The 26,774-nt window shown below is 62.2% G+C and carries 28 protein-coding genes; 18 read left to right on the top strand and 10 right to left on the bottom strand.

From position 1 onward, the window contains the following. Positions 1-58 precede the first annotated feature (58 nt). Genes AERO9A_RS21040 through argH form a run of 4 tightly spaced genes read right to left on the bottom strand, consistent with a single transcriptional unit; the run spans position 59 to position 2,523 of the window. On the bottom strand, positions 59-334 hold the full coding sequence (locus tag AERO9A_RS21040; RefSeq protein WP_159973834.1) for a hypothetical protein: 276 nt from the start codon (positions 332-334) through the stop codon (positions 59-61). 3 nt (positions 335-337) lie between these two features. Next, positions 338-829 (bottom strand): GNAT family N-acetyltransferase, encoded by a 492-nt coding sequence (locus AERO9A_RS21035; protein WP_159973833.1) that lies wholly within the window; start codon positions 827-829, stop codon positions 338-340. 19 nt (positions 830-848) lie between these two features. Further along, positions 849-1,091: a hypothetical protein gene (locus tag AERO9A_RS21030; protein WP_159973832.1), complete on the bottom strand. Its 243-nt coding sequence runs from the start codon at positions 1,089-1,091 to the stop codon at positions 849-851. Positions 1,092-1,128: 37 nt separating this feature from the next. Next, positions 1,129-2,523 carry an argininosuccinate lyase gene (gene argH, locus AERO9A_RS21025; RefSeq protein ID WP_159973831.1) on the bottom strand — a complete coding sequence of 465 codons (1,395 nt, stop codon included), beginning with the start codon at positions 2,521-2,523 and terminating at the stop codon, positions 1,129-1,131. 234 nt (positions 2,524-2,757) lie between these two features. Here argH and AERO9A_RS21020 point away from each other — a divergent pair, with 234 nt between their 5' ends. The 8 genes from AERO9A_RS21020 (at position 2,758) to rsd (ending at position 10,229) form a co-directional block, all read left to right on the top strand. Continuing rightward, positions 2,758-3,840, top strand: a complete 1,083-nt coding sequence (locus AERO9A_RS21020) for a sensor histidine kinase (protein WP_159973830.1) — start codon at positions 2,758-2,760, stop codon at positions 3,838-3,840. Further along, complete coding sequence (locus tag AERO9A_RS21015; RefSeq protein WP_159973829.1) at positions 3,837-4,583, top strand: LytTR family DNA-binding domain-containing protein; 747 nt, start codon at positions 3,837-3,839, stop codon at positions 4,581-4,583. Before AERO9A_RS21020 ends, AERO9A_RS21015 begins: the two co-directional genes overlap by 4 nt. 188 nt (positions 4,584-4,771) lie before the next feature. Then, positions 4,772-5,710, top strand: coding sequence for a hydroxymethylbilane synthase (gene hemC / locus AERO9A_RS21010; RefSeq protein ID WP_159973828.1), 939 nt, complete (start codon positions 4,772-4,774; stop codon positions 5,708-5,710). Next, positions 5,707-6,477: a uroporphyrinogen-III synthase gene (locus tag AERO9A_RS21005; RefSeq protein ID WP_159973827.1), complete on the top strand. Its 771-nt coding sequence runs from the start codon at positions 5,707-5,709 to the stop codon at positions 6,475-6,477. The genes hemC and AERO9A_RS21005 overlap by 4 nt, the downstream gene beginning before the upstream one ends. Positions 6,478-6,489: 12 nt before the next feature. Continuing rightward, entirely contained in the window at positions 6,490-7,614 is a 1,125-nt protein-coding gene (locus tag AERO9A_RS21000; RefSeq protein WP_159973826.1) for a uroporphyrinogen-III C-methyltransferase, read from the top strand. Continuing rightward, on the top strand, positions 7,611-8,858 hold the full coding sequence (locus tag AERO9A_RS20995; protein ID WP_159973825.1) for a heme biosynthesis HemY N-terminal domain-containing protein: 1,248 nt from the start codon (positions 7,611-7,613) through the stop codon (positions 8,856-8,858). The genes AERO9A_RS21000 and AERO9A_RS20995 overlap by 4 nt, the downstream gene beginning before the upstream one ends. A 116-nt stretch (positions 8,859-8,974) precedes the next feature. Further along, positions 8,975-9,466, top strand: a complete 492-nt coding sequence (locus AERO9A_RS20990; RefSeq protein WP_159973824.1) for a disulfide bond formation protein B — start codon at positions 8,975-8,977, stop codon at positions 9,464-9,466. Positions 9,467-9,755: 289 nt separating this feature from the next. Further along, on the top strand, positions 9,756-10,229 hold the full coding sequence (gene rsd / locus AERO9A_RS20985; RefSeq protein ID WP_159973823.1) for a sigma D regulator: 474 nt from the start codon (positions 9,756-9,758) through the stop codon (positions 10,227-10,229). A 20-nt stretch (positions 10,230-10,249) separates the two neighbouring features. On the opposite strand, the gene AERO9A_RS20980 is transcribed toward rsd, so the two are convergent. After that, complete coding sequence (locus AERO9A_RS20980; protein ID WP_159973822.1) at positions 10,250-10,894, bottom strand: FKBP-type peptidyl-prolyl cis-trans isomerase; 645 nt, start codon at positions 10,892-10,894, stop codon at positions 10,250-10,252. A gap of 140 nt (positions 10,895-11,034) precedes the next feature. Between AERO9A_RS20980 and AERO9A_RS20975 the strand changes: the two genes are divergently transcribed. After that, positions 11,035-11,781, top strand: a complete 747-nt coding sequence (locus tag AERO9A_RS20975; protein WP_159973821.1) for an AlgP family protein — start codon at positions 11,035-11,037, stop codon at positions 11,779-11,781. Here the strand turns inward: AERO9A_RS20975 and AERO9A_RS20970 are convergent. After that, positions 11,778-12,221, bottom strand: coding sequence for a TIGR02444 family protein (locus tag AERO9A_RS20970; protein WP_159973820.1), 444 nt, complete (start codon positions 12,219-12,221; stop codon positions 11,778-11,780). The two genes, AERO9A_RS20975 and AERO9A_RS20970, sit on opposite strands and share 4 nt — an antisense overlap. A 38-nt stretch (positions 12,222-12,259) precedes the next feature. On the opposite strand from AERO9A_RS20970, the gene AERO9A_RS20965 reads away from it, so the two are divergent. The 6 genes from AERO9A_RS20965 (at position 12,260) to AERO9A_RS20940 (ending at position 18,390) form a co-directional block, all read left to right on the top strand. Further along, a complete protein-coding gene (locus AERO9A_RS20965; protein WP_159973819.1) occupies positions 12,260-14,173 on the top strand; it encodes an ATP-binding cassette domain-containing protein in 1,914 nt (637 codons plus the stop codon). Between the two features lie 8 nt (positions 14,174-14,181). Continuing rightward, positions 14,182-14,721: a mechanosensitive ion channel family protein gene (locus AERO9A_RS20960; protein WP_159974119.1), complete on the top strand. Its 540-nt coding sequence runs from the start codon at positions 14,182-14,184 to the stop codon at positions 14,719-14,721. Positions 14,722-14,781: 60 nt separating this feature from the next. Next, positions 14,782-15,414: a LysE family transporter gene (locus tag AERO9A_RS20955; RefSeq protein WP_159973818.1), complete on the top strand. Its 633-nt coding sequence runs from the start codon at positions 14,782-14,784 to the stop codon at positions 15,412-15,414. Positions 15,415-15,528: 114 nt separating this feature from the next. Then, the gene (locus AERO9A_RS20950) at positions 15,529-17,424 is read left to right on the top strand and encodes a cytochrome c/FTR1 family iron permease (protein WP_159973817.1); all 1,896 of its coding nucleotides are present in this window, start codon (positions 15,529-15,531) and stop codon (positions 17,422-17,424) included. 124 nt (positions 17,425-17,548) lie between these two features. Then, a complete protein-coding gene (locus AERO9A_RS20945; RefSeq protein WP_159973816.1) occupies positions 17,549-17,884 on the top strand; it encodes an enhanced serine sensitivity protein SseB C-terminal domain-containing protein in 336 nt (111 codons plus the stop codon). A gap of 56 nt (positions 17,885-17,940) precedes the next feature. Further along, on the top strand, positions 17,941-18,390 hold the full coding sequence (locus tag AERO9A_RS20940) for a YaiI/YqxD family protein (RefSeq protein ID WP_159973815.1): 450 nt from the start codon (positions 17,941-17,943) through the stop codon (positions 18,388-18,390). A 49-nt stretch (positions 18,391-18,439) separates the two neighbouring features. Here the strand turns inward: AERO9A_RS20940 and AERO9A_RS20935 are convergent, their stop codons facing one another. Both AERO9A_RS20935 and elbB read right to left on the bottom strand, forming a co-directional pair. Then, positions 18,440-18,907: a thioesterase family protein gene (locus tag AERO9A_RS20935; RefSeq protein ID WP_159973814.1), complete on the bottom strand. Its 468-nt coding sequence runs from the start codon at positions 18,905-18,907 to the stop codon at positions 18,440-18,442. Between the two features lie 166 nt (positions 18,908-19,073). Continuing rightward, positions 19,074-19,733 carry an isoprenoid biosynthesis glyoxalase ElbB gene (gene elbB / locus AERO9A_RS20930; RefSeq protein WP_159973813.1) on the bottom strand — a complete coding sequence of 220 codons (660 nt, stop codon included), beginning with the start codon at positions 19,731-19,733 and terminating at the stop codon, positions 19,074-19,076. 160 nt (positions 19,734-19,893) lie between these two features. Here elbB and AERO9A_RS20925 point away from each other — a divergent pair, with 160 nt between their 5' ends. Then, a complete protein-coding gene (locus AERO9A_RS20925) occupies positions 19,894-21,174 on the top strand; it encodes a sterol desaturase family protein (RefSeq protein WP_159973812.1) in 1,281 nt (426 codons plus the stop codon). On the opposite strand, the gene AERO9A_RS20920 is transcribed toward AERO9A_RS20925, so the two are convergent. After that, a complete protein-coding gene (locus AERO9A_RS20920) occupies positions 21,106-21,660 on the bottom strand; it encodes a DedA family protein (RefSeq protein WP_159973811.1) in 555 nt (184 codons plus the stop codon). The two genes, AERO9A_RS20925 and AERO9A_RS20920, sit on opposite strands and share 69 nt — an antisense overlap. A 218-nt stretch (positions 21,661-21,878) precedes the next feature. On the opposite strand from AERO9A_RS20920, the gene hemB reads away from it, so the two are divergent. Then, the gene (hemB, locus tag AERO9A_RS20915) at positions 21,879-22,892 is read left to right on the top strand and encodes a porphobilinogen synthase (protein ID WP_159973810.1); all 1,014 of its coding nucleotides are present in this window, start codon (positions 21,879-21,881) and stop codon (positions 22,890-22,892) included. Positions 22,893-22,911: 19 nt separating this feature from the next. Then, positions 22,912-25,098, top strand: coding sequence for a polyphosphate kinase 1 (gene ppk1 / locus AERO9A_RS20910; protein ID WP_159973809.1), 2,187 nt, complete (start codon positions 22,912-22,914; stop codon positions 25,096-25,098). A gap of 156 nt (positions 25,099-25,254) precedes the next feature. Here ppk1 and ppx read toward each other — a convergent pair whose 3' ends face one another. Further along, positions 25,255-26,757, bottom strand: a complete 1,503-nt coding sequence (gene ppx / locus AERO9A_RS20905) for an exopolyphosphatase (RefSeq protein ID WP_159973808.1) — start codon at positions 26,755-26,757, stop codon at positions 25,255-25,257. Between the last annotated feature and the right edge of the window lie 17 nt (positions 26,758-26,774).

The raw sequence follows: 26,774 nt of genomic DNA, 5'->3' as shown, positions 1-26,774 counted from the left end.
TCTGCCAGCATGCTCCTGGATGTGGATTAATTCGCCATCAGCCATCAGCCATCAGCCATCAGCCATCAGCCGGTAGCTCAGGCAGGGCTCTTAGGGCTTGCTCATACCAGGCGCCGTCGAACGGGCGATCCTCGTGCAGCATGGCGTCGACCTCATGGGCCAGAACCAGGGCCATCAGCTCGAGAATTTCCTCGCGCTCATAACCCACCAGGGTCAGCTTGTTGTAGACCGCCTTGGCAGCAGCCGGCTCGCCGCTTTCCAGTTGATTCTCGATGGCTTGAACCAGCGTCGCCTCGGCAAAAGCTTCTTCTTCGTGATCGTCGTGTTCGTTCATGCGTTACTCCTGGGAGGTCTCGGCGGCGAAGTCCAGCAGGGCCTGGCCGGTGAGGCGGTAAGTGGTCCATTCGTCCTGTGGTCGGGCGCCGAAGGATTCGTAGAAGTCGATGGCCGGGGTGTTCCAATCCAGCACTGACCATTCGAAACGGCCGCAACCACGAGCCACGGCCAGTTGTGCCAAGTGGCGCAGCAGTGCTTTGCCTGCGCCGATGCCACGCGCCTGCGGGCTGACATACAGGTCTTCCAGATACAGACCGTGCTTGCCCAGCCAGGTGGAGTAGTTGAAGAAGTACACCGCGTAGCCGATGGGCTGGCCGTCGTGCTCGCAGATCAGACCATGGGCGGTGCTGCCTTCAGCGAACAGACTGTCGCGTATACCGGCAGCATCGGTTTTCACCTCATGCTCGGCCTTCTCGTAGATGGCCAGCTCGGTGATGAAGCGCAGGATCAGTTCGGCGTCGTCAGGGGTGGCGGGGCGGATGGTCAGGGGCATTGGCGTATCTCGTAAATGGTCAGCCGTAGGTCAGGGTCAGCCATGTTAGCGGCAAACCTACCAGGCAGAAGAAGCCGAACGCTGCGACCCAGGCCGTGCGCGAACCCATTGGGTCGTCTACACGTAGCGGCAGGTTTGGGTAGCGACCCAATGTGAGTAAACGCAGGGCCAGCCAGTCGGTGCTGTACAAAATGTAGCCAGCCACGACCTCGAGTACGAACTCGGCGAGTAGTGCCAAGCCGTGCAGCAACCATTCGAACATGGGAAGTCCCTTTCCCTGATAGTTCTTATGATGGCGTTCAGCGCGTTGCCAGCAATTCGCGGCCACGCAGCACCGCCGCACGCACCTGATTCGGGGCGGTGCCGCCGATATGGTCGCGGGCATTCACCGAGCCTTCCAGGGTCAGCACGGCGAACACGTCCTGCTCGATCTGGTCGCTGAACTGGCGCAGTTCGTCCAGGCTCATTTCGGCCAGATCCTTGCCGCTCTGTACGCCGTATTTCACCGCGTGCCCGACGATCTCGTGGCAGTCACGGAACGGCAGGCCCTTGCGCACCAGGTAGTCGGCCAGGTCGGTGGCGGTGGAGAAGCCGCGCAGCGCTGCTTCACGCATGATTTCGCGCTTGGGCTTGATCGCCGGGACCATGTCGGCGAAGGCGCGCAGGCTGTCGCGCAGGGTGTCGGCGGCGTCGAACAGCGGCTCCTTGTCTTCCTGGTTGTCCTTGTTGTAGGCCAGTGGCTGGCCTTTCATCAGGGTCAGCAGGCCGGTCAGGGCGCCGAACACGCGGCCGGTCTTGCCACGCACCAGCTCGGGTACGTCGGGGTTCTTCTTCTGCGGCATGATCGAGCTGCCGGTACAGAAACGATCCGGCAGGTCGATGAACTGGAACTGCGCGGATGTCCACAGCACCAGCTCTTCGGAGAAGCGCGACAGGTGCATCATCGCCAGCGAGGCGGCGGCGCAGAATTCGATGGCGAAGTCGCGATCCGACACGCCGTCCAGCGAGTTGCCGCCCACGGCATCGAAGCCCAGCAGTTCGGCGGTGATTTCACGGGCGATCGGGTAGGTGGTGCCGGCCAGCGCGGCCGAGCCCAGCGGCATGCGGTTGGTGCGCTTGCGGCAGTCGACCAGGCGCTCGTAGTCGCGCGCGAGCATCTCGAACCAGGCCAGCAGGTGATGACCGAAGGTCACCGGCTGCGCGGTCTGCAGGTGGGTGAAGCCAGGCATGATGGTGTCCGCCTCGGCTTCGGCCAGGCCCAGCAGGCCCTGCTGCAGGCGGGTGATTTCGGCGAGGATCAGGTCGATCTCGTCACGCAGCCACAGGCGGATGTCGGTGGCCACCTGGTCGTTGCGCGAACGGCCGGTGTGCAGCTTCTTGCCAGTGACGCCGATGCGGTCGGTCAGGCGCGCCTCGATGTTCATGTGCACGTCTTCCAGATCGACGCGCCAGTCGAACTGGCCAGCTTCGATCTCGCCCTGGATCTGCTTGAGGCCATCGATGATGGTGTCGCGCTCGGTATCGCTCAGCACGCCGACCTTGGCCAGCATGGTGGCGTGGGCGATGGAGCCCATGATGTCGTGGCGGTACAGGCGTTTGTCGAATTCGACCGAGGCGGTGAAGCGGGCGACGAAGGCGTCGACGGGCTCACTGAAGCGGCCGCCCCAGGATTGGTTGGTTTTTTCGCTGCTCATGGGATTCGCTCTGGATCGGGCAGGTGGCGTTGGCAACCTGCAAGGCGGAAAAAGTGCGTCGATAATAACAGGGTCTGGGATGCTTTCGCCGTGGTGGTTTAGTTGCGGCGCCCAGGCTCGGTGTTGTCGGCTGCGTCACAGATTTGCTGGCGCCTCTAGTATTTCAGCGCTTTATTTTGCCCGTCTGCAGTTGGCCATCTTGCCGGTTGCGTGGGCGACACGGAAACTGCATCGATGCCTAAACGATCCGTTTCTTCCGCACACAAGCCTGCCCCGGCCGATGACTTTTTCGTGCCTGAGCTGTGCCAGCCCGAAGCGTTGCTGAGCATGGTGCTGATGGCCGAACTATTGGTGCTGGTTCTGGTGCTGGCCGAGCCCATGCTGCCGACCTTCGACTGGGTACGCCTGGCGCTGACATCGCTGTTCGTGCAATGGATCGTGCTGCTCTCGGCTGCACTGCTGTGTCGTCTGCGCCCCTTGTTGGCGCGCCTGCGCCCGGCGTTGGCTGGCGTGTTGTGTTGTGTATTGGTGGTGTTGCTGACGCTGTCGTGCACCGCCGTGGCGGATTACTACGATCTCGGCGGCCCGCTACCAAGGAGTGGTGAAGCACGGCTTTATCTGCGCCATGCGCTGATCAGCCTGATCATGTCTGCACTGCTGCTACGCTATTTCTATCTGCAGAGCCAATGGCGTCGGCAGGAGCAGGCCGAACTGCGTGCACGCATCGAGTCGTTGCAGGCGCGGATCCGCCCACACTTCCTGTTCAACAGCCTGAACAGCATTGCCAGCCTGGTGGCGATTGATCCGGCCAAGGCAGAGCAGGCTGTGCTGGATCTGTCTGACCTGTTCCGGGCGAGCCTGGCCCGGCCCGGCTCGTTGGTGTCGTGGGGAGAGGAGATGGAGTTGGCAAAACGATATCTGTCCATTGAGCACTATCGGCTCGGTGAGCGACTACAGTTGCAGTGGGAGGTCGACGGTGTGCCAGAGGATCTGCCGATCCCCCAGCTCACACTGCAGCCTTTGTTGGAAAACGCGTTGATCTACGGCATCCAGCCACGTATAGAAGGTGGTCTGGTATGCATCGAGGCGCATTACCAGGATGGTGTGTTCAGTTTGTGTGTCAGCAATCCGTATGAAGAGCGTGGCGAGCAGGCGCCATCACGGGGTACGCACCAAGCACTGGGTAATATCGAAGCGCGGTTGACGGCACTTTTTGGCCCGCGCGCGAGTCTCAGCGTGGAGCGCCGTGATGGCCGTCATTACAGCTGTCTACGCTATCCATGTGCGAGACTCACGCAGGAAGCCAGTGCAATATGAATGTCCTGATCGTCGATGATGAACCCCTCGCCCGCGAGCGCCTGAGCCGTATGGTCGGCGAGCTTGAGGGTTACCGAGTTCTGGAGCCTGCCGCCAGCAATGGCGAGGAGGCACTCACCTTGATCGATAGCCTTAAACCGGATGTCGTCTTGTTGGATATCCGTATGCCAGGGTTGGATGGGCTGCAGGTCGCGGCCAAACTCTGCGAGCGTGAAGCACCGCCTGCGGTGATCTTTTGCACGGCGCATGATGAGTTTGCCCTGGAGGCCTTCCAGGTCAGTGCCGTTGGCTATCTGGTCAAGCCCGTCCGCCCGGAAAGCCTGAGCGAGGCGCTGAAAAAAGCTGAGCGCCCCAATCGCGTGCAACTGGCTGCACTGACCCGCCCTGCGGTGGATAACGGCGGTGGCCCGCGTACCCACATCAGCGCCCGAACCCGTAAAGGCATTGAGCTGATCCCGTTGGATCAGGTGATCTATTTTATTGCCGATCACAAATACGTGACCTTGCGCCACGAGGGCGGTGAAGTGCTGCTGGATGAGCCGCTCAAAGCGCTCGAAGATGAATTTGGTGATCGGCTTGTGCGGATTCATCGCAATGCGCTGGTCACTCGCGACCGTATCGAACGCTTGCAGCGCACACCGCTGGGGCATTTTCAGCTCTTTCTCAAAGGGCTCGGCGGTGATGCTCTGGTGGTGAGCCGGCGCCATGTGGCCGGCGTACGCAAGTTGATGCAGGGCCTATAAGGCAGCTACCAGCCTCAAGCCTCAAGCCTCAAGCTGCAAGTAAAAGCTAGGTGCGGCGCTTGGTCGCTCGGGGTTGCCCTTACACTGATTGGCTTGGAGCTTGGAGCTTGGAGCTTGGAGCTTGGAGCTTGGAGCTTGGAGCTTGGAGCTTGCTATGATGGCCGCAGTTCGTTTTCTGGAATTGCCCCATGCCCCGCGAAATCCGCATCGCTACCCGCAAGAGCGCCTTGGCCCTTTGGCAGGCCGAATACGTTAAAGCCCGTCTGGAACAGGCGCATCCTGGTCTCAAGGTCAGCCTGGTGCCTATGGTCAGTCGTGGCGACAAGTTGCTCGACGCACCGCTGGCGAAGATTGGCGGCAAGGGTCTGTTCGTCAAGGAGTTGGAAACCGCGCTGTTGGAGAACGAAGCCGACATCGCTGTGCATTCGATGAAGGACGTACCCATGGACTTCCCCGAGGGCCTGGGCCTGTATTGCATCTGCGAGCGTGAAGACCCGCGCGATGCTTTCGTCTCCAACATCTATGACAGCCTCGATGCACTGCCGCCTGGTAGCGTGGTCGGCACCTCCAGCTTGCGTCGGCAGGCGCAGTTGCTGGCGCGTCGACCCGATCTGCAGATCCAGTTCCTGCGTGGCAATGTCAACACTCGCCTGGCCAAGCTCGATGCCGGTGAATACGACGCCATTATCCTCGCTGCTGCCGGCCTGATTCGTCTGGGCTTCGAGGCACGCATTCGTAGCTCGATCAGCACCGAGGACAGCCTGCCAGCCGGTGGTCAGGGCGCCGTAGGTATCGAGTGCCGTAGCGCCGACGCTGACGTGCATGCCCTGCTGGCACCGCTGCACCACCGCGAAACCGCTCTACGCGTCACCGCCGAGCGTGCCCTGAACAAGCATCTCAATGGTGGTTGCCAGGTGCCCATCGCCTGTTATGCCTTGCTCGAAAACGATCAACTGTGGCTGCGTGGTCTGGTTGGTCAGCCTGATGGTGGTCTGTTGCTGCGCGCCGAAGAGCGCGCAGACAGCGGTGATGCTGAAGCCTTGGGGGTGCGCGTCGCCGAGGCGCTCTTGGCGCAGGGGGCGGATGACATCCTCAAGGCCGTTTACGGCGAGGCTGGTCACCCGTGAATACCTGGCGCCTGCTGCTGACCCGTCCTGCCGAGGATTGTGCAGCACTGGCGCAGACGCTGGCTGCGCAAGGCGTCGCCAGTCACTGCATGCCGCTTTTGGCCATCGAGACGCTGGCCGAGACGGACGAGCAGCGCAGCACTTTTGCCGATCTGCAGCGCTATTGCGCGGTGATCGTGATCAGTAAACCCGCCGCGCGTATCGGGGTGCAGTTGCTTGCCCAGCACGGGGCGTCGTTGCCTTGCATGCCCTGGTTCAGTGTTGGCGCTGCCACGGCTGCCGTGCTGGCCGAGCACGGCTTGCAGGTTCATTACCCGGACGGCGGCGATGACAGTGAGGCACTGCTGGCGTTGCCTGCTCTGCAGCACGCTATTGCCGGTACGCCTGAGCCCTGTGTACTGATCCTGCGCGGTGAAGGTGGCCGAGAATTTCTCGCTGAGCGCTTGCGTGATCAAGGCGTCACGGTCGACTATCTAGAACTTTACCGGCGCATGTTGCCTGCCTACTCGCCAGGAGAACTGTCGCGATGCGTGCGTTCGGAACGCCTGAACGGCCTGGTGGTCAGCAGTGGGCAGGGGTTCGAACATCTGCGGCAACTGGCAGGCGATGACTGGGCCATGTTGGCTCGGCTACCCTTGTTCGTACCCAGCCCGCGCGTGGCAGATCAGGCGCGCCATGCGGGCGCCGAAATCGTTGTGGACTGTCGCGGTGCGAGTGCCGCGGCCTTGCTGGCAGCCCTGGAGCAGTTTCCGGCTGCCGCCCTCTAAAAGGACGGATACGTGAGCGAAGCAGCCACCCCGAAAGCACAAGAACAAACGCCTACCCCTGAGGTTAAAACACCTCCGGTCTCGCCCAAGAAGGCGCCCCGCTCTGCTGCAAGCGCGCTCGCTGTGTTTGCCTTGCTGGTCGGTGGCGGCGGCGCAGCCGCTGGTGCCTGGAGTCTCTGGCAACTGCACGCCATGCAGGTGCGTGAGCAGCAACAGGCGCAGGATCTGCAGCGTACCCGTGACGACAGCGCTCAGCGTGTGGAAGCGCTGGCGCAGCGTCTCGACTCGCGGCTGTCCGCCTTGCCCAGCGCGACTGAGCTCGATGAGCGCCGTCGTCTTCTGGCCAATTTACAGGCTGACCAGCAGCGTTTGAGTCAGCGTCTGGAGTCGGTTCTCGATGGCTCACGCCAGGACTGGCGACTGGAAGAGGCCGAGCACTTACTGCGGCTTGCCACTCTTCGTCTGAATGCTCTGCAAGACGTTACCAGCGCCGAAGCGCTGGTGCAGGCAGCCGATGACATCCTTCGGCAGCAGGACGACCCGGCAGCCTTCGCCGCGCGCGAGCAACTTAGCCGCAGTCTGGAAGCCCTACGCACCACGCAGCGCCCTGATCGTGTGGGGTTGTTCCTACAGCTCGGTGCCCTGCGTGAGCAGGCTGCCACCCTCAATCCATTGGCGCCGACTCTGCAAGGGCAGGGTGATGCCCTGAGCGAGCTGGCGGCAGAAGGGGAGCACGGTGCTTGGTGGAGCGACTGGTTGAAAACCCTGTCGCAGTATTTCCGCATTGAGTTCGATGCCGAGCGCAACGTGCGCCCGCTGTTGTCCGGGCAAAGCCTGTCGCAGGTTCGCCTTAGCTTGGCGCTGGCGCTGGAACAAGCGCAGTGGGCCGCGTTGCATGGCCAGAGTGGGGTCTACCGGCAGTCCCTGAAGCAGGCCGAGGAAATCCTCGACGCTCACTTCAATCTGGATAACCCGGACAGCCGTGCCCTGCGCCAGCGCTTCTCTGAGCTGGCTGAGGCGAGCGTCGAGGTCAAGGTGCCGGATCTGAGCGAATCGCTCGATGCGTTGCAGGCCTACCTGCAACGCAAGCATGCCCAGCGTCGACAGGGGGCCGCCGCGGCCGAGGGGGCGCAATGAAGCGTCTGCTATGGCTGTTCGTGCTGCTGGCTGTCGGCGTAGGCATCTATTTGCTAAGCCTCGCCATCGAGGCTGATCGTGGCTACGTTCTGTTCGCTTACAAAGGCTTTCGCTACCAGTCAGGGCTATGGGCATTCCTCGCCCTGGTGGTTGCTCTGGTGGTGCTCTATTACCTGCTCAAGGCGCTGCTGCGCCTGTTACTCAGCTCGACTCGCCTGGCCAACCCCTGGTCGCGTCTGCATCGCAATCGGCGCGCGCGCTTGGCGTCTGAACAGGGGCTGCTGGACTTGGCCGAGGGGCGCTGGGCACGTGCCTTACGTCAGTTGTCACGTGCTGCTGAGGCCGACAGTCAGCCGTTGATGTATTACCTGGGGGCTGCGCGCGCCGCGAACAAGTTAGGGCAGCATGAACAGAGCGATGCCTTGCTTGAGCGTGCGTTGCAGTCCCAGCCGCAGGCGGAACTGGCTATCGCGCTGACTCATGCACAACTGCAGCTCGACCGTGGCCAGAGTGAGGCAGCGTTGGAAACGCTGCAGGCCATGCGCGAACGTCACCCCAATCACCATCAAGTCTTGCGCCGTCTGCAACAGCTCTACCGGCAGCGCCATGACTGGTCGGCGCTGCTGGGGTTGCTACCGGAGCTGCGCAAGGAAAAGGCGTTGCCTGCTGCTGAGTTGGATCAATTGGAGCGGGAAGTGTGGCGCGGACGCCTGCTCGATCTTGGGGAGCAGGGGTTGGCTGAAGGAAAAACCGCCCTGCAGCCACTGACCCAGGCATGGAATCAGCTTTCTTCTGCCCTGCGTCATGAGCCGGAGTTGATTGCCGCCTATGTTGAGCAGTTGCGCCGCTTGGGTGCGCAGGAAGAGGCCGAGCAGGTGCTGCGTAGCGCGCTCAAGCGTAGCTATGACAGCCGTTTGGCACGCTTCTACGGGGTGTTGCGTGGCAGTGATCCTGCGCGGCAACTGGATACCGCGGAAGGCTGGCTGAAGCAGCATTCAGAAGATCCAGCGTTGCAACTCACTCTTGGGCGGTTGTGCTTGCAGAACCAGTTATGGGGCAAGGCGCGTGATTATTTCGAGAGTAGCCTGCGTTTGGAGCGTCACCCGGAAACCTGTGCGGAATTGGCACGTTTGCTGACCCAATTGGGTGAACTCGAACGCAGTAATCAACTGCTGCTGGAGAGTCACACTTTGCTCCACCAGACTCTGCCCAGCCTGCCGCAACCGCAATCTGCCAACGGCTAAATGGACGGAGGGGCATTTCGCTTGGACGAATAGCCCCTTATCGAGCGTGAGGTGCCTTGAAAGGCGCCCTCGCTTTCCTCTACCGTACGGCCCTCGATTTCTCTCCCGGAGCCATCATGCAATTGGCCAGCCCGCGTCCTCTTTTCTTTTTGGCATTTCTCGGCTGCGTCCTGCTTATGGCGGCGGCCCTATATCTGGAACATGCGGTAGGGCTCGAGCCTTGCCCGTTGTGCATCGTCCAGCGTATTTGTGTGATTGGCTTCGGCTTGGTCTGCCTGGTTGCGGCCATTCACGGGCCAAAGCGCGGGGGGCAGCGCGCCTATGCCGTGCTGGCGCTACTCTTCGCCATCGCTGGTGCAGCCACTGCGGGGCGGCAGATCTGGTTGCAAAGCGTGCCGCCTGAGCAACTCGAAGCCTGCCTACCTGGCCTTGAGTACATGATCGAAGCCTTCCCTCTGCAGGAGATCGTCAGCAAGGTCTTCCGTGGTACTGCGGACTGCGCCGAGGTCAACTGGACGCTCTTTGGTATGAGCATCCCGGAGTGGAGCCTGTTGGGCTTCATCGGCATGCTGGGCTTTGGCTTCTATCAACTGTTGCGCCGTCGCTGAACTGCATTTACGGCATGCGGCAATTAAACGCTCGTATGATTTTTTCTTTTCAGATAGCTTGAAGGGGTTAGTTCGTGGGCATAATCTGGCTCACGCGACGTCGAAAAAACGCCGTTTGATGGTTGCTTCTTCGAGGGCATGCTCCATGCGACAGAAAAGTGTCGTAAGTAGTTCTCACTACTGCTTGCCAGGGCCCGAAGGAATTTATGCAGCCGCCGACGGTAGGCCACAGTAGCGTCTCGGAATGAACCTGTAACAGGCATTACCGAGAAGGGAAGTGAGGTCCAAGATGCTCGAGAGTTGTCGCAACGCCCAGGAGCGCTGGGGAGGCGTGCACCAGTTGATCGATCGCTGGCTGCATGAGCGCCATGAACTGGTAAAGGCTTACAAGGGGCTTGCCGATGCCCTTCAGGCCCCGACTATGAACAGCGAAGTTCTGCAAGGCTTCTGTCAACTGCTGGTCGATTATGTATCTGCCGGGCACTTTGGGGTCTACGAGCAATTGACCAGTGAGGCTGAGGCTTTCAATGACCAGCGTGGTCTTGAGCTGGCCAAGCAGATTTATCCCCGTCTCGAAGCGATTACAGCCGTTGCACTGGCTTTCAATGACCAGTGCGACAGCCGCGCTTGCAAAAATGGTGCGTCGCTGTCCGAGCAGTTCCAACGTCTGGGGGCGCTGCTGCATGAGCGCTTTGAGTTGGAAGACTGCCTGATCGAGGTGTTGCACAACGCCCATCAGGAGCAGGCTGCGGCTCTGCCATAACAAGGCCGCTGAGGCGTGTGTCAGTTACTCACGCCGACCAGCTCCAGGTCGAATACCAGGGGTGAATAAGGCGGGATCAGGTCGCCAGCGCCTTCTTCGCCATAAGCCTGTGCCGATGGCACCACCAGGCGCCAGTGTGCGCCAGATGGCATTTGCAGCAATGCAATGCGCCACCCGGCAATCAGGCCATCGAGTCTGAACCACTGCGGTGTCAGGCTCTCGTCAAACAAACTGCCGTCTGCCAGGTGACCGCTGTAGCGCACCTGGACGCGGCTGCGGGCACTCGGTTTGACGCCTTCGCCAGCCCGTAGCTCGGTGATCAAGACGCCATTGTCCAGAACCCTAACACCGGGCTTGCGGCGCTCTTCGTCGAGAAAGCGTTCTTCGTCGCGCTTGGCTTTGGCATAACGCTGTGGGTTTTGCTCCATCCTGGCTTCGTGTTCTTCCAGCAATTGGGCGATGCGCGTTTCGTCCAGTCGCAGTGGCTGGCCGCTGTAGGCCTGGCGCAACCCTTCGATCAATACCGGCAAAGGCAAATCTGGAACTTCATCGCGTAGGCGCTCGCCCAGGCGTGCACCGAGGCTGTAGGCGAGGTCGTCCTGCGCAGGTGCAGCCCACAGCGTGCTGGTGGTAAAGCTCAGGGCAAGGACGAGGGCGCGGCGCATGATGGTTTCTCCAGTCGAGTTGGCGGCGATTATGCCAGCGCTTGAGGCGAACTGCCGTGCGGCTTCGCCATATGGCCTATGGCGGGGCGTGTGGCGTGCGACTAGTATGGGCGCCATCCACATCCGCCCGGAGGCGAGCCATGTCGGCCAAGAAGAAGTCCATCAGTACCCCGCTGCATCTGCTGCATCAACTCACCGGTAGTCTGTTAGAGCATCTTGAGAACGCCTGCTCGCAAGCGCTGGTCGATGCCGAGAAACTCCTCGCCAAGCTGGAAAAGCAGCGTGGCAAAGCTCAGGAAAAACTGCACAAGGCTCGCGGCAAGCTGCAAGACGCCGCTGTTGCTGGCAAGGCCAAGGCGCAAGCCAAAGCCAAGGACTCGGTCGCTGAGTTGGAGGAGCTACTCGATACCCTGAAAGCTCGTCAGAGCGAGACGCGCGCTTATATCGTTCAACTCAAACGCGATGCTCAAGACAGCCTGAAGCTGGCCCAAGGCGTTGGCAAAGTGAAGGATGCTGCCGGTAAGGCGCTTGATGCCCGTGAAGCCAAATTAGCTGCGCCGACTGCCAAGCCTGCGGTGCAAAAGAAGCCCGCCGCAAGCAAGGCTCCGGCGAACAAGGCACCTGTTAAGCCTGCTGTCGCTAAGCCAGCGGTCAGCAAGTCGACTCCGGCCAAGGTGCCTGCCAAGCCTGCTGTGACAAAAGCCCCGGTCAAGCCTGCGGCGAGCAAGCCCGCTACCCAACCTGTAGCAAAAGCAGCCCCAGCCAGGCCCGCCGCGGCGAAAAAACCTGCCGTCGGCAAAGCGTCGGCGAAGAAGCCGACGGTCAAGCCTGCCGCACCAGTGGCGCAGGCCGCCCCTGCGCCTGAGGCTTCCAGCGCGTCGTCTTAAATCGAGTCGACAGCGCCGCGCAGCACCTGCAGCGCGGCGCTGTCCTGGCCAGCCAGGGCCAGCAGCCAGTCGTCCTCACTTTCGCCATCCGGCCAGCTTTCGGCCAATGTCTGCAAGCGTTCGAGTAGCACGCGCTCGGCCTGCAGTTCGAGTTTCTTCACCTGTTCGCGCAAGGTCGTCCAGTCGCTATCTTGAAGGGCATCGGCGCGCCAGTGCTGGCGCAACTGCCGCAATGGCGTCACCACCTCGCGCTGCCAGGGGGCGGTAAGCGTGCGCAGTGCGTCCAGGCGATGCGCCTCGCAGCGACAGCCACGCCGTTGCAGCCAGGCCCCGGTGAGCAGCAGGCAGACATCAACGCCTGCGTCTTGCAACTCCAGGCAGGCTTGTTCCACGCCGGGGCGGGCGTAGAGTTCGAGGGCGAAATTCCACAGATCCTGCACGCGGCCTCCGGGGCGATTTGGTAGACTCCGCGGCCATTATGATCCGACTCCAGAACCTCACTCTACAGCGCGGTCCGCAACGCCTTCTCGAAGGCGCGGAACTGACCCTGCACGCCGGTCACAAGGCCGGTCTGATCGGTGCCAACGGCGCCGGTAAATCCAGTTTGTTCGCCCTGTTGCGTGGCGAGCTGACGCCAGACGCCGGCGATTGTCTGCTGCCCGGCGACTGGCGTATCGCCCACATGCGCCAGGAGGTCGATAACCTCGAACGCCTGGCGGTGGACTACGTGCTCGACGGTGACCACAACCTGCGCCGCGTGCAGGCCGAACTGGCCGCTGCCGAGCAGGCACATGATGGTGCGGCCATCGCCCGTCTGCACAGCGAGCTGGATAGCGCCGACGGTTATACCGCCGACGCCCGCGCGCGCAAGCTGCTGGCTGGTCTGGGCTTCGAGAACGCGCAGATGGATCGTCGCGTCGGCGACTTCTCCGGCGGCTGGCGGATGCGCCTGAACCTGGCCCAGGCGTTGATGTGTCCGTCCGACCTGTTGTTGCTCGATGAGCCGACCAACCACCTGGATCTGGATGCGATTCTCTGGCTCGAAGGTTGGCTGCAAAGCTACCCTGGCACCTTGCTGCTGATTTCTCACGACCGTGATTTTCTCGATGCCGTGGTCGACCACGTCGCCCATGTCGAGCAGCGCAAGCTGAACCTGTATCGCGGTGGCTACACGGCCTTCGAGCGCACCCGCGCCGAGCGTCTGGCCCAGCAGCAACAGGCGTACGAGAAGCAGCAGGCGCAACGCGCGCACATGGAAAAGTACATCGCCCGCTTCAAGGCCCAGGCCACCAAGGCCCGTCAGGCGCAGAGCCGGATCAAGGCGCTGGAGCGCATGGAAGAACTGAGCGCGGCGCATGTCGACTCGCCGTTCGACTTCGTCTTCCGCGAGGCCGAGAAGATCTCCACGCCGCTGCTGAGTCTCAGCGAAGGTCGCCTCGGCTATGGCGACAAGACCGTGCTACAGCAGGTCAAACTGAGTCTGGTACCCGGCGCGCGTATCGGCCTGCTCGGCCCCAACGGCGCGGGCAAGTCGACGCTGATCAAGAACCTCTCCGCTGAGCTGCAGCCTCTGAGCGGCAGCCTGACCCGTGGCGAGAACCTGGTGATCGGCTATTTCGCCCAGCATCAGCTCGACGCTTTGGACGACAAGGCCAGCCCGCTGCTGCACCTGCAGCGTATCGCGCCGAGCGAGCGCGAGCAGACCCTGCGCGACTTCCTCGGTGGTTTCGACTTCCGTGGCGCGCGCTGCGACGAGCCGGTGGTGAATTTCTCCGGCGGCGAGAAGGCGCGCCTGGCCCTGGCACTGATCGCCTGGGGCAAGCCCAACCTGCTGCTGCTCGATGAGCCGACCAACCACCTCGACCTGGAAATGCGCCTGGCCCTGACCATGGCCCTGCAGGAGTTCGCCGGTGCCGTGGTGGTGGTCTCGCACGATCGCCATTTGCTCAAGAGCACCACCGACGAATTTCTGCTGGTTGCCGAGGGCCGTGTCGTGCCGTTCGACGGTGACCTCGACGATTACGCACGCTGGCTGGTCGATTATCGTCAGCGCCAGGCGCCGCCGAGCGCACCAGTCGTGGGGGCGGCGGACAAGACCGACAAGCGCGCCCAGCGTCAGGCCGCCGCCGCTTTGCGCCAGCAACTGGCGCCGCACAAGAAGCAGGCCGACAAGCTCGAACAGGAGCTGGGCAAGGTGCAGGAAAAGCTCGCCGCCGTGGAAACCCAGTTAGGCGATAGCAGTCTGTACGAGGCTGCGCGCAAGGACGAGCTGCGTGAGTGTCTGGCTGAGCAGGCGCAGCTCAAAACGCGCGAGGCTGAGCTGGAGGAAGCCTGGTTGCTGGCGCTGGAAACCCTGGAGGCGCTGCAGCAACAGTTGGAGGAGGCCGAGTGATCGATCAAATGGAATTATTGCAACTGCTCGCCACCTGGCGCGATCCGCTGGTGCGAACCGGGCAGGTGCTGCTGATTATTTTCCTGGCCTGGATGGCGCAACGCATCCTGACTCGTGCCATCAGTCGCCTCGGCGAGCGCTACAGCCTGTTGCCGCAGGAGGTGCTGCTGCCGCTGCGTGGCCTGGTGCGCTGGCTGATCATGGGCAGCGCGCTGCTGATGGTGCTGGAGCGTCTCGGTGTTTCCGCGACTGTGCTGTGGACGGCCCTGACCGGCTTTACCGCCGTGGCTGCGGTGGCCTTCTTCGCCATCTGGAGCGTGCTGTCGAACATGTTCTGCGCGCTGCTGATTTTCACCATGGGGCCGTTTCGTCTGGGCGACACCGTGGAAGTCATCGAGAGTGCCGACAAGCCTGGCGTGAAGGGCCGGGTGATTGCCGTCAACCTGTTCTACACCACCTTGCAGGATGTCAGCGAAGAAGGTGCTGGCGCTTTGCTGCAGGTGCCCAACAGCCTGTTTTTCCAGAAGTCGGTGCGCCGCTGGCGCTGAGCGCAGGGGCAGGAGTAGGCTGTGTGCCCGTCTAGCGCATCAGCCCCGAGGTGTCACTTCATGGCCATGGAAACCTGGCTTGCTTTCTTCCTGGCCTGTTGGGTCATCAGCCTGTCACCGGGCGCTGGCGCCGTGGCGTCGATGTCGGCTGGCCTGCAATACGGTTTCTGGCGGGGTTACTGGAATGCCCTCGGTTTGCAGCTTGGCCTGGCTTTGCAGATTGCGATTGTCGCCGCCGGTGTAGGCGCCATTCTCGCCACCTCGGCCTTGGCATTTAGCGTCATCAAATGGTTCGGTGTGGCTTACCTGGTGTTTCTGGCCTACAAACAGTGGGTCGCCCTGCCCAGCGATCTGGATGCCGGCGCTGCCGTGCGTCCCATCGGTCGCCCGCTGACCTTGGTGTTGCGTGGCTTTCTGGTCAATTCCAGCAATCCCAAGGCGATTGTCTTCATGCTTGCGGTGCTGCCGCAGTTCATCGACCCACATGCGCCGCTGCTGGGGCAGTATCTGCTGATGGGCGTGACCATGATCGTGGTCGATCTGATCGTCATGGCCGGCTATACCGGCTTGGCCTCGCGAGTGCTGCGCCTGCTGCGTACGCCGCGCCAGCAGCGGCTGATGAACCGCAGTTTTGCGGCGCTGTTCGTGGCTGCCGCAGGGCTGCTGGCGACGATCAAGCGCGCTGCCGTCTGAGTCCGACGCTGCGCGCCTAGGCGCTTTGTTACCAAATATTTCATTTTTTCCTTGTTTGCACGGGGCGCGCCAGCAACAATTTAATGCCATCTATTCGCGTTTCGGATTGCATTGATGAGTCGCTATCGCTCGTTATTGTCCTGCCTGTTGTTGTCCGTGCTGGCACTCAGCAGCCCTTTCGTCCAGGCAGAGTCGCCTGACGGCGCTGCCCAGGCCCTGCATATGCTCGGTTACATCGGCGCAGACTACTCGGCCACCGTAGCTGACGGCCAAGTGATCGAGGCGGGTGAGTACCGCGAGCAACTGGAGTTTCTCAAGGTGCTGCAAGGGCTGCTGGCTGCATTGCCGCCCAAGGCTGAGCGTGCCGAGCTGGAGCAGGGCCTCACGGCGCTGCATCAGGCGGTCGAGCAGCGTCAGCCGGGAGAGCAGGTCGCTCGCCAGGCTCGCCAGCTCAGTGCGCGCCTGGCTGAGGTCTATCAGGTGGCGCAGACGCCAGCCATTACTCCTGACCCTGAGCGTGGTGCACCGCTGTATGCCCATCATTGCTCGGTGTGCCACGGTGATGCCGGTGCCGGTGACGGCCCTGCGGGTATCGGCCTGGAGCCGCCGCCCTCGAATCTGCGCGATACCACGCGTCTGGATCGGTTGAGCCTGTTCGATCTCTACAACACCCTTGGTCTTGGCATCGAAGGTACCGATATGCCCTCCTTTGCCGACCAGCTTGATGATCGTCAGCGCTGGGATCTGGCCGTCTACATTGCCGGTTTCAGTGCAGGGCAGGCGCAGGGCGAGAAGCATTTCAGCATGGCTGATCTGGCCGGGCGTACGCCTGAAGAGGTCGCTGCAGCCGGCGCTGATATCGCCGCTTTCCGTGCCCAGCGCGCCCGTCCTACGGTGGAGCAGCGCGGCCCGCAGCAATTGATCGGGCATACCCGCAGCACCCTCGAACGCAGCCTACAGGCTTACCGTGACGGTAATGTCGAGCAAGCCTACGACCTGTCGGTAGGCGCCTATCTGGAAGGTTTTGAGCTGGTCGAGGGGGCGCTGGACAATCTTGATGCCGCGCAGCGCAAAACCACCGAGAAGGCGCTGATGGCCTACCGTCAGGCGATTCAGGATGGCGCTAGCGTCGCTCAGGCTGCCCAAGCGTTGGAGCTGGCCAAGGTCGAGTTGGCTAAGTCGGCCGATCTGCTTCAGGGCGGCGCGATGAACGCCTCGCTAAGTTTCTTCTCCAGCTTGCTGATCCTGCTGCGTGAAGGCTTGGAGGCGATTCTGGTGCTGGCGGCGATCCTCGCCTTCCTCAACAACACCGGGCAGCAGCAGGCAGTGCGCAGCGTGCACATCGGCTGGGGCCTGGCACTGATCGCCGGGGTCGGCACCTGGGCGGTGGCGGCTTACGCCATCGATGTCAGCGGTGCCCAGCGTGAATTGCTCGAAGGTGTTACCGCGCTGTTCGCCAGCGTGGTACTGCTGTGGGTGGGTGTGTGGATGCATGACCGCCGCCACGCGGCTGCCTGGCAGGATTACATCAAGAGCAGCCTGGTCGGCGGCGGGGGGCGTTTTGGCTTCGCCGTGCTGGCGTTCTTCTCGGTGTACCGTGAGCTGTTCGAAGTCATTCTGTTCTATGAAACCCTCTGGCTGCAGGCTGGCCCGGCTGGGCACAGTGCGGTGCTGGCGGGGGCCGGGACGGCGCTGGTGGTGTTGCTCGGCCTGGCCTGGGTGATTCTGCGTGGCTCGCGCAAGCTGCCGCTGGCTACCTTCTTCGGCGCCAACGCGATTCTGTTGTGCGTACTGTCGGTGGTGTTCGCCGGGCATGGCGTGGCGGCTCTGCAGGAAGCCGGTGTGCTGGGTACGCGTCCGGTGCCGTTCTTCGATTTCGACTGGCTGGGCATTCATGCTGACGCCTGGAGTCTTTCGGCGCAGGGCCTGGCGCTGGCGGGTATCGCTCTGCTGTATGGGCGTAGCCGTCTGAGCGAGCGTCGGCGTTTGGCGCAGCAGAGTCCGCTATAACCTGTTGCGATATGCGTGAGCGGGGGCGGCTTTGGCCGCCTGTTGCTCCAGAGCGTGAACCGTTGCCGCGACAGTTGGTCTGACAGCGCCTAGGCTGGTTCCAATCCCTCTGCCGAGTGCGCGCATGTCCTCCACGACTCATTCCACCCACTACGCCGACAGCCCTGAGCTGACGGTTGCTCCTCTGCGCCATCCTGTTCTGGAACAGGCGCTGTCCGATGCTTGTGCTCAACTTGAGGTACGGGAGGCCTATCTGGCCGCCTTGCGTGACCCGTCCATCGGCCCGCAGCCGCGCCTGCTGCTGGCGGTTTCCGGGGCGGATCAGCGCGGTCAGCGCCGCCTGGCTGCCTTGGTGGCCGAATTGCTGCCTGATGAGGTCGAGTTGGATCTGATCGAGCTGGCCGACGACCATCTGTCGCGTACCGTGCGCGAGCGCTGCGCGGCTTTTCATCGCCGCTGAGGCCGCTTTTTGTACCTTGCTGGCATACTGCACCGACTGATGACCGAAGGTGCTCTATGCGCGTGTGGATCGATGCCGACGCTTGCCCAAGGGCAGCGCGCGACCAGGTGGTGAAGTTCGCCCTCAAGCGAGGTTTCGAGGTGGTACTGGTGGCAGGGCAGGCCGTTGCCAGGCCGAATTTCGCCTGCGTGAAACTGATGGTGGTGCCCAGCGGGCCAGATGCGGCGGACGATCATCTGGTCGAGCATGCCGTGCCGGGTGAGCTGGTGATCTGCAGCGATGTGCCGCTGGCTGATCGTCTGGTGAAAAAAGGCGTGGCGGCGCTCGACCCTCGCGGACGTGAGTTCGATGAGCGCAACATGGGCGAGCGCTTGGCGGTGCGTAACCTGTTCACTGATCTGCGTGAGCAGGGCCAGGTTGGCGGTGGCCAGGCGCCTTATGCGGAGAAGGATCGACAGGCCTTTGCCAATGCACTGGATCGGATTCTCACGCGTTTGAGTCGCTAGTCTCCAGCTTGCTCTGGCGTCATGACGAGCTGGCTTCTACCGACCCATCTCAGCCGCACAGGTAGGTGCCGGTCCCCACCGCCACCAGCACGTCTTCGTCGTTGTGCAGCTCCATGCGGATTACCGTGACCTTGTTGCCTGTGCGCAGGGGCGTGGCGGTGGCGATGAAGCGCTGTCCCCGGCCAGGACGCAGGTAGTCGATGCGCAGGTCGATAGTGCCGAGCTTGGAGAGTTTGCTCATGCGCTCGGCTGCTGGCAGATGCTGGTGATTGGCGAAGGCGCCGATCAGTGCCATGGCGCCGCCGCAGACATCGAGCAGCGAGGAAATCACGCCGCCGTGCAAGATGCCGTGGACGAAGTTGCCGATCAGCTCTGGCTTCATTGGCAGGTGCATGACCACCTGTTGCGCGCTCATTGAGTCGATCTCGATGCCGAGCAACTGGTTGAAGGGAATACGCTCGAAGAAGGACGCAGCCGCTTGCTGCAACTCGTCGTCGAGGTGGTGGCCGTGGGGCATCGTTGTCGCTCCGCGAATCGTTCCCTCGCACGCTGCCGCAGGCTGGCCGGTTTGGCCAGTGGCGCGGCGGGAGTGTCGTGAGCATTGGCCGGATCAGCCTGTGCACAGCCGGTAGGGTGGGCTGAAGCGGATCGCCGCCCGGCCCACCCTACAGTCTGACGTGACGTCAGTGGTGCGTCAGATCCAGCACGCGGTCGACCAGCTTGTTGATGCCCGAGGCTGCCTCGGCGATGGACTGGGCGAGCATGTAGGCCGGGGTGGTGACCAGCTTGCGAGCTTCATCCTCGATGATCTCATCCACCTCGCACTCATGATGCTCGGCGCCCATCTTGACCATGGCGGCAGCGGTTTCGGGGTCGGTACCGATGGTGCAGACCACGCCGGCGCCGAAGATTTTCGCCGCCAGTGCCGGGGCGATGCACATGAGTCCAACCGGCTTGCCAGCATCGGCGAAGGCTTTGCAGGCGGCCAGTACATCGGGCTGCACAGTGCAGTCGGCGCCCTTGCTAGCGAAGTCCGAAAGGTTTTTCGCGGCGCCGAAGCCGCCCGGTACGATCAGCGCATCGAAGCCGGCGACATGCAGTTCCTTGACGTCCTTGATCTGGCCGCGGGCGATGCGCGCCGATTCCACCAGGACGTTGCGTGTTTCGTTCATTTCTTCGCCCCGGTAATGATCGATTACGTGCAGTTGCGCCACGTTGGGGGCGAAGCATTGCACCTCGGCACCGCGCTGGTCGAGGCGCAGCAGGGTGATCACGCTTTCATGGATTTCGGCGCCATCGTAGACGCCGCAACCGGACAAAATCACTGCCACTTTCTTGTTCATGCTCGACTCCTGGTGAGTAACCGCGACCGGGAAGCGGGCGCGAGGATTGTCTGTTGTGGATGTCGCCAAATGCCGCTCGGAGTGTCATCTGGCGCCGCGAAAGTGCACGGCTTTGGGCATAGGATCAATAACAGCCCATTCCCTACACAAGTACAACGATATGGCGTTCGTTCTCTATGCGGTGCCCGTTTTCTTTCTGCTGATTGCGCTGGAGCTGTTCGCTGACCGTGTGCGCGGTATGCACAATTATCGCCTGGCTGATGCCCTAAGCAGCATCAGTGCGGGTGTGCTGTCACAAGCCACCGGGTTGTTGACCAAGGTGGTTGGCTTGCTGACCTACGCCTTTGCCTGGGAGCATCTGGCGCTGTTCGATTTGCCACAGAGCGCTTTATGGGTCTGGGCTTGCGCATTCGTCTTCTATGACTTCTGCTACTACTGGCATCACCGCCTGGGGCATGAGCGCAATGTGCTTTGGGCCGCGCATGCGGTGCATCACCAAAGCGAGGACTACAACCTCTCCACTGCGTTGCGCCAAAGCAGCACAGGCTTCGTTTTCGGCTGGCTTTTCTACCTGCCATTGGCTGTTGTCGGCGTGCCGCCGCTGGTGTTCATCAGCATCGCGGCGTTGAACCTGCTCTACCAGTTCTGGGTGCATACCCGGCATATCCCCAAACTGGGTTGGTTCGAGTGGCTGTTCATCACGCCATCGAACCACCGTGTGCACCATGCGCAGAATCCTATTTACATGGATCGCAATTACGGCGGAGTGTTCATTGTCTGGGATCGTTTGTTCGGCACTTTTCAGGAGGAGCTGGACGAGCACCCGGTGGTGTTCGGTGTCACCGTGCCGCTGGCCAGTTGGAATCCGCTGTGGGCCAATGTGCAGGTCTATGCCGGGCTATGGCGCGATGCTCGGTGCACCGCCTCATGGTGGGACCGTCTGCGTATCTGGTTTATGCGTACTGGCTGGCGACCGGCTGACGTGGCTGCCCGCTATCGGCTAGGGAAGCCGGATCTGCGCGACTTTCGCAAGTTCGAGGTGCCCTTGGCGCGTGGCGAGCAGATCTATGCGTTGCTGCAATTCGTCTGCTACCTGCTGGCCGGTGTGGGGATGCTGGCATGTGCGGATTGGCTGAGTACCACCGCCACCTTGCTGGCGTGTCTGTGGATAACGCTAGGCTTGTACAGCGTTGGCGCCTGGTTGGAGAGGCGCAGTTGGGCGGTGCGCTGCGAATGCTGGCGGCTGGCGTTGAATCTGCCTGCTGCTTGGTTGAGTGAGATGCTGGGGATCTTCTCGCTGCAGGGCTCGGGCTGGTTCTGGCTAATGCTCTACACCCTGGCCAGCTTGCTGGGGATCTGGCTGGCGTGTCGTTCAGCCGCGGCGGCGTTGTCGCCACCGATAGAGCCAGGCGAAGGTCAGCAGCAACACCACGACGACTAGCAACAGAATCTGGTAATGACGCAGTTCATCGAGCAAGCCCTCCATGGCGTTGCCCAGACTGTAGGCGAGCAGGCTGATGCCACCTGCCCATATGGCCGCGCCGATGGCGTCGAGCAGCAGATAGCGACGCCAGGAATAGCCGGACAGGCCGATGGTCAGTGGCATTACCGTGCGCAGGCCGTAGAGAAAACGAAAGCTCAGCACCCATAGATCCGGGTAGCGTTGGATCAATGCACTGGCGCGCTCGCCGAGTGGTTGCCAGCGCGGTTTGCGCGCGAGCAGAGCACGGCCATGGTGACGGCCTAGGTAGAACCACAGTTGGTCGCTGGCGAAGGTGCCGAGAAAGGCGCACAGCGCCACCCATTCGATCCTCAGTACGTCGCGCACAGCCATATAAGCGGCCAGTAGCAGCGAAACTTCGCCCTCGAGAAAGGTGCCCAGGATCAGGGCGGGGTAGCCGAACTGGTGGATCAGGTCATGCAGCATGCGGTGCGCTCGTGTTGCGGGAAGAGGCAGACTACTCCGACCCGCAAAAGCCCGGAAGGTGGCGTGGCATGCCACAATAGCCGGGTTTTTGGGCATTGCTGCCGTTTGCTATGGTTGCGACCTGCAGTCGCATCGCGTCATGCGTTCGTCATCATTTGGTCATAATGCCCGCTTATAACCGTCACACTGGCCCGTCCGTGCGGGCTCTGGAGTCTGCCGTGAGCGTTACCCCCGCCAATCGTCTATTCCCTGCTACCCGTCTGCGTCGCAACCGTCGCGATGACTTCTCCCGCCGTCTGGTGCGCGAGAACCGCCTTAGCGTCGACGACCTGATCCTGCCGGTGTTCGTCCTCGATGGCGAGAATCGCCGTGAGAGCGTGCCGTCGATGCCGGGTGTCGAGCGTCTGTCCATCGACCTGCTGCTGCAAGAGGCCGAGCACTGGGGGGCGCTGGGTATTCCGGCGCTGGCGCTGTTCCCGGTCACGCCGCTGGAGAAAAAATCACTCGACGGCGCCGAGGCGTGGAACCCGGACGGCATCGCCCAGCGCGCGATTCGCGCCCTGCGGGCGAAATTCCCCGAGCTGGGGGTGATCAGTGACGTGGCGCTCGACCCGTTCACCACCCACGGCCAGGACGGCATCCTCGACGATGACGGCTACGTGCAGAACGACATCACCATCGATGCACTGGTCAAGCAGGCGTTGTCGCATGCTGAAGCCGGTGCTCAGGTGGTGGCGCCGTCGGACATGATGGACGGGCGTATCCAGGCTATTCGTGAGGCGCTGGAACTGGCCGACCACGTCAACGTCCGAATCATGGCCTACTCGGCCAAATACGCCAGCGCCTACTACGGCCCGTTCCGCGATGCGGTCGGTTCGGCCGCCAACCTCGGCAAGGGTAACAAGCTTGGCTACCAAATGGATCCGGCCAACGGTAACGAAGCGCTGCACGAAGTGGCTGCCGACCTTGCCGAAGGCGCCGACATGGTCATGGTCAAACCCGGCATGCCCTACTTGGACATCGTCTGGCGCGTGAAAGATGCCTACAAGGTGCCGACCTTCGCCTACCAAGTCAGTGGCGAGTACGCCATGCACATGGCGGCCATTCAGAACGGCTGGCTCAGTGAGGCGGTGATTCTCGAATCGCTCACCGCCTTCAAACGGGCCGGCGCCGATGGCATCCTCACCTATTTCGCCGTGCGTGCGGCAGAACTGCTAAAACAGGGGCACTGACGCCCCCAGGAACCCAGTGATGAACACCGAAGGACTCAACAGCGAAGCGCTCGAAAGCAGCAACCCGGCCCCCGTGGAGGTGATCGCCGAACCGCCGGTGGTGGAAACCCCGCCGCCCGCGCCGATTCCCGGTCTGGATGACAGCAGCCTGTACATCCATCGCGAGCTGTCGCAGCTGCAATTCAACATCCGCGTGCTGGAGCAGGCGCTGGACGAGTCCTATCCATTGCTGGAGCGCCTGAAGTTTCTGCTGATCTTTTCCAGCAACCTCGATGAGTTCTTCGAGATTCGCGTCGCCGGCCTGAAGAAACAGATCAACTTCGCCCGTGAGCAGGCCGGTGCTGACGGCTTGCAGCCACACCAGGCCCTGGCGCGGATTTCCGAGCTGGTGCATGAGCAGGTCGATCGGCAGTACGCGATCCTCAACGACACCCTGTTCCCGGCGCTGGCCAAGCAAGGCATCAACTTCATTCGTCGACGCTACTGGACGGCCAAGCTCAAGACCTGGGTGCGCCGCTACTTCCGCGACGAAATCGCGCCGATCATCACTCCCATCGGCCTCGACCCAACGCACCCGTTCCCGCTGCTGGTGAACAAGAGCCTGAACTTTATCGTCGAGCTGGAGGGCGTCGATGCCTTCGGCCGCGATTCCGGTCTGGCGATCATTCCGGCGCCGCGTCTGCTGCCCCGGATCATCCGCGTGCCGGAAGAGGTCGGCGGCCCTGGCGACAACTACGTGTTCCTGTCGTCGATGATCCACGCGCATGCCGATGACCTGTTCCAGGGGATGAAGGTCAAGGGCTGCTACCAGTTCCGCCTGACCCGTAACGCCGACCTGTCGGTGGATACCGAGGATGTCGAAGATCTGGCCCGCGCCCTGCGCGGTGAGCTGTTCTCGCGTCGCTACGGTGATGCGGTGCGTCTGGAGGTGGTCGACACCTGCCCGAAACACCTGCGTGACCATCTGCTCAAGCAGTTCGGCCTGACCGAGAGCGAGCTGTATCAGGTCAACGGCCCGGTCAACCTGACCCGCCTGTTCAGCATCACCGGCCTGGATAACCACCCGAATCTGCAGTACGCGCCGTTCACGCCGGTCATCCCCAAGCCGCTGCAGAACGCCGAGAACATCTTCAATGTGGTCAGCAAACAGGACATCCTCCTGCTGCACCCCTTCGAGTCCTTCACGCCGGTGGTCGACCTGCTGCGCCAGGCGGCGAAAGACCCGCACGTGCTGGCGATCAAGCAGACCTTGTATCGCTCCGGGGCTAATTCGGAGATCGTCGACGCGCTGGTGGAAGCGGCGCGTAACGGCAAGGAAGTCACGGCGGTGATCGAGCTGCGCGCGCGTTTCGACGAGGAGTCCAACCTGCAATTGGCCAGCCGCCTGCAGGCAGCCGGTGCGGTGGTGATCTACGGCGTGGTCGGCTTCAAGACCCACTCCAAGATGATGCTGATTCTGCGCCGCGAGAACGGCGAGATCCGCCGCTACGCGCACCTCGGCACCGGTAACTACCACGCCGGTAACGCCCGTCTGTACACCGACTACAGCCTGCTCACCGCCGATGTGGCCCTTGGCGAAGACGTTGGCAAGCTGTTCAGCCAGTTGATCGGCATGGGCAAGACCCTGCGCATGAAGAAGCTGCTGCATGCGCCCTTCACCCTGAAGAAGACGCTGCTCGACCTGATCGCCAAGGAAACCGCCGCGGCGGCCGAAGGCAAGCCGACGCATATCATCGCCAAGTTCAACGCCTTGACCGATCCGAAGATCATCCGCGCCCTGTACAAGGCCAGCCAGACTGGGGTGAAGATCGATCTGGTGGTGCGCGGCATGTGCTGTCTGCGCCCAGGGGTGCCGGGGGTGTCGCACAACATTCAGGTGCGCTCAATCATCGGTCGCTTCCTCGAACACACGCGGGTGTACTACTTCCTCAATGGCGGCGACGAGCTGATTTATCTGTCCAGCGCCGACTGGATGGAGCGCAACCTCGATAAGCGCGTGGAGACCTGCTTCCCGGTGGAGGGCAAGAAGCTCATCACGCGGGTCAAGAAGGAGCTGGAAAGCTACCTGACCGATAACACTCAGGCTTGGGTGCTGCAGTCCGACGGGCGCTACCTGCGCCAGCAGCCCACCGGTAACCAGAATTCGCGTAATGCTCAGGCTGCGCTGCTGGAGAAGCTCACCGCCCCGGTGATCGTGACGCGATAAACGGCCGCAGTGACCCACTGATAACCCTCTTCCATTGGCGGGAGAGGGGCATCATCAAGACTTGCTGGGTAAGCGGTGGATGTTTCGATTTCGCCTGGTGGCGGGTTACACCCGCCCTACGCTCATGCAAACAAAGATCGTAGGGCGCAACCCTGATCAGCGTACGCTCAGGCTCAGGTCGATGCGCTTGAGCCATTCGGCTTCGGCTTCGAAATCCGCCTGGGTTAGCGGGTTGGCTGCCAGCCAGCCATCGGGGAAGACGATTTCCAGGCTGTTTGCGCCAGCCTTGAACTGCACCTGCGGCATATCCTGTGTGCCACGGATGTGGTGGAACAGAATGGCGAAGCGCAACAGCACGCACAGGCGTATCAGCTTGACGCCTTCCTCGCCGAAGTCGGCGAACTTGTCCTTGGGAATGTTGCGGCGGTGGCCGCGCACTAGCAGGGCGAGCATCTGCTGATCCTGGCGGGAGAAGCCGGCCAGGTCGGAGTGTTCGATCAGATAGGCGCCGTGCTTGTGGTACTGGTAGTGGGCGATGTCCAGGCCCACCTCGTGCACCTTGGCGCCCCAGCTCAGCAACTCGCGGTGCCAGTCGTCGATCAGGCCCCAGTCGGCTGCCACTTTGTCCAGTGCTGAGAGTGCCTTGGCCTCGACCCGCGCAGCCTGGTCGGTATCGACGTGATAACGCTCCATGAAGGCCGCCAGGGTGCGCTCACGCACATCCTCGTGCTGGTGGCGACCGAGTAGGTCATACAGCACGCCTTCGCGCAGGGCGCCTTCGGAATGGCTCATGCGCTGGATTTCGCAGGCGTCGAAAATGGCTTCGAGAATCGCCAGGCCCGCTGGGAAGATGCCGCGCCGATCCGGCTTGATGCCGTCGAGATCGATCTTCTCCACTTCTCCCAGTTTGAACAGCTTGCGCTTGAGCCAGGCCAGCCCCTCGACCGTGACCTCACCATTGCCCAGGCCTGCGGCCTTGGTGGTCAAACCGATGGCCTTGATGGTGCCGGAGGCGCCGACGGCATCTTCCCAGCCGAGACGGCGCAAAGCTTGCTCAATGCCCATCAGCTCCAGGCGAGCTGCAGTGTAGGCCTGGGCATAACGTGCTGGGGTGATCTTGCCATCTTTGAAGTAGCGCTGGGTGTAGCTGACGCAGCCCATCTGCAGGCTTTCGCGCAGCAGCGGTTCGAAACGCTGGCCGATGATGAATTCGGTGCTGCCGCCGCCGATGTCGGCTACCAGGCGCTTGCCAGGGGTGTCGGCGATGCTGTGAGACACGCCGAGGTAGATCAGGCGCGCTTCCTCGCGGCCGGAAATTACCTCGACTTGATGGCCGAGAATTTCTTCGGCACGGCGGATGAACACCGCGCGGTTGCGCGCCTCACGCAGGGCATTGGTGCCGACCACACGCACTGCGCCTTCCGGCAGGCTGGTGGTGAATTGGGCAAAGCGGCGCAGGCAGTCCAGACCGCGCTGCATGGCTTCTTCGCTGAGCTGGCGCTCGTCATCCAGGCCAGCGGCCAACTGCACCTTGTCGCCCAGGCGTTCAAGGATACGAACCTCGTGATTGTCGGCCTTCGCTAGTACCATGTGGAAGCTGTTCGAGCCCAGGTCGATAGCAGCGATCAGAGGAAAGTTGGCAGTGTTGGCTTGAGGCATGATTACGGCATCTCAGT

The sequence above is a fragment of the Pseudomonas sp. 8Z genome, from assembly GCF_902506535.1.
GTDB lineage: Bacteria > Pseudomonadota > Gammaproteobacteria > Pseudomonadales > Pseudomonadaceae > Aquipseudomonas.
This window is presented reverse-complemented; position numbering and strand designations above follow the sequence as displayed.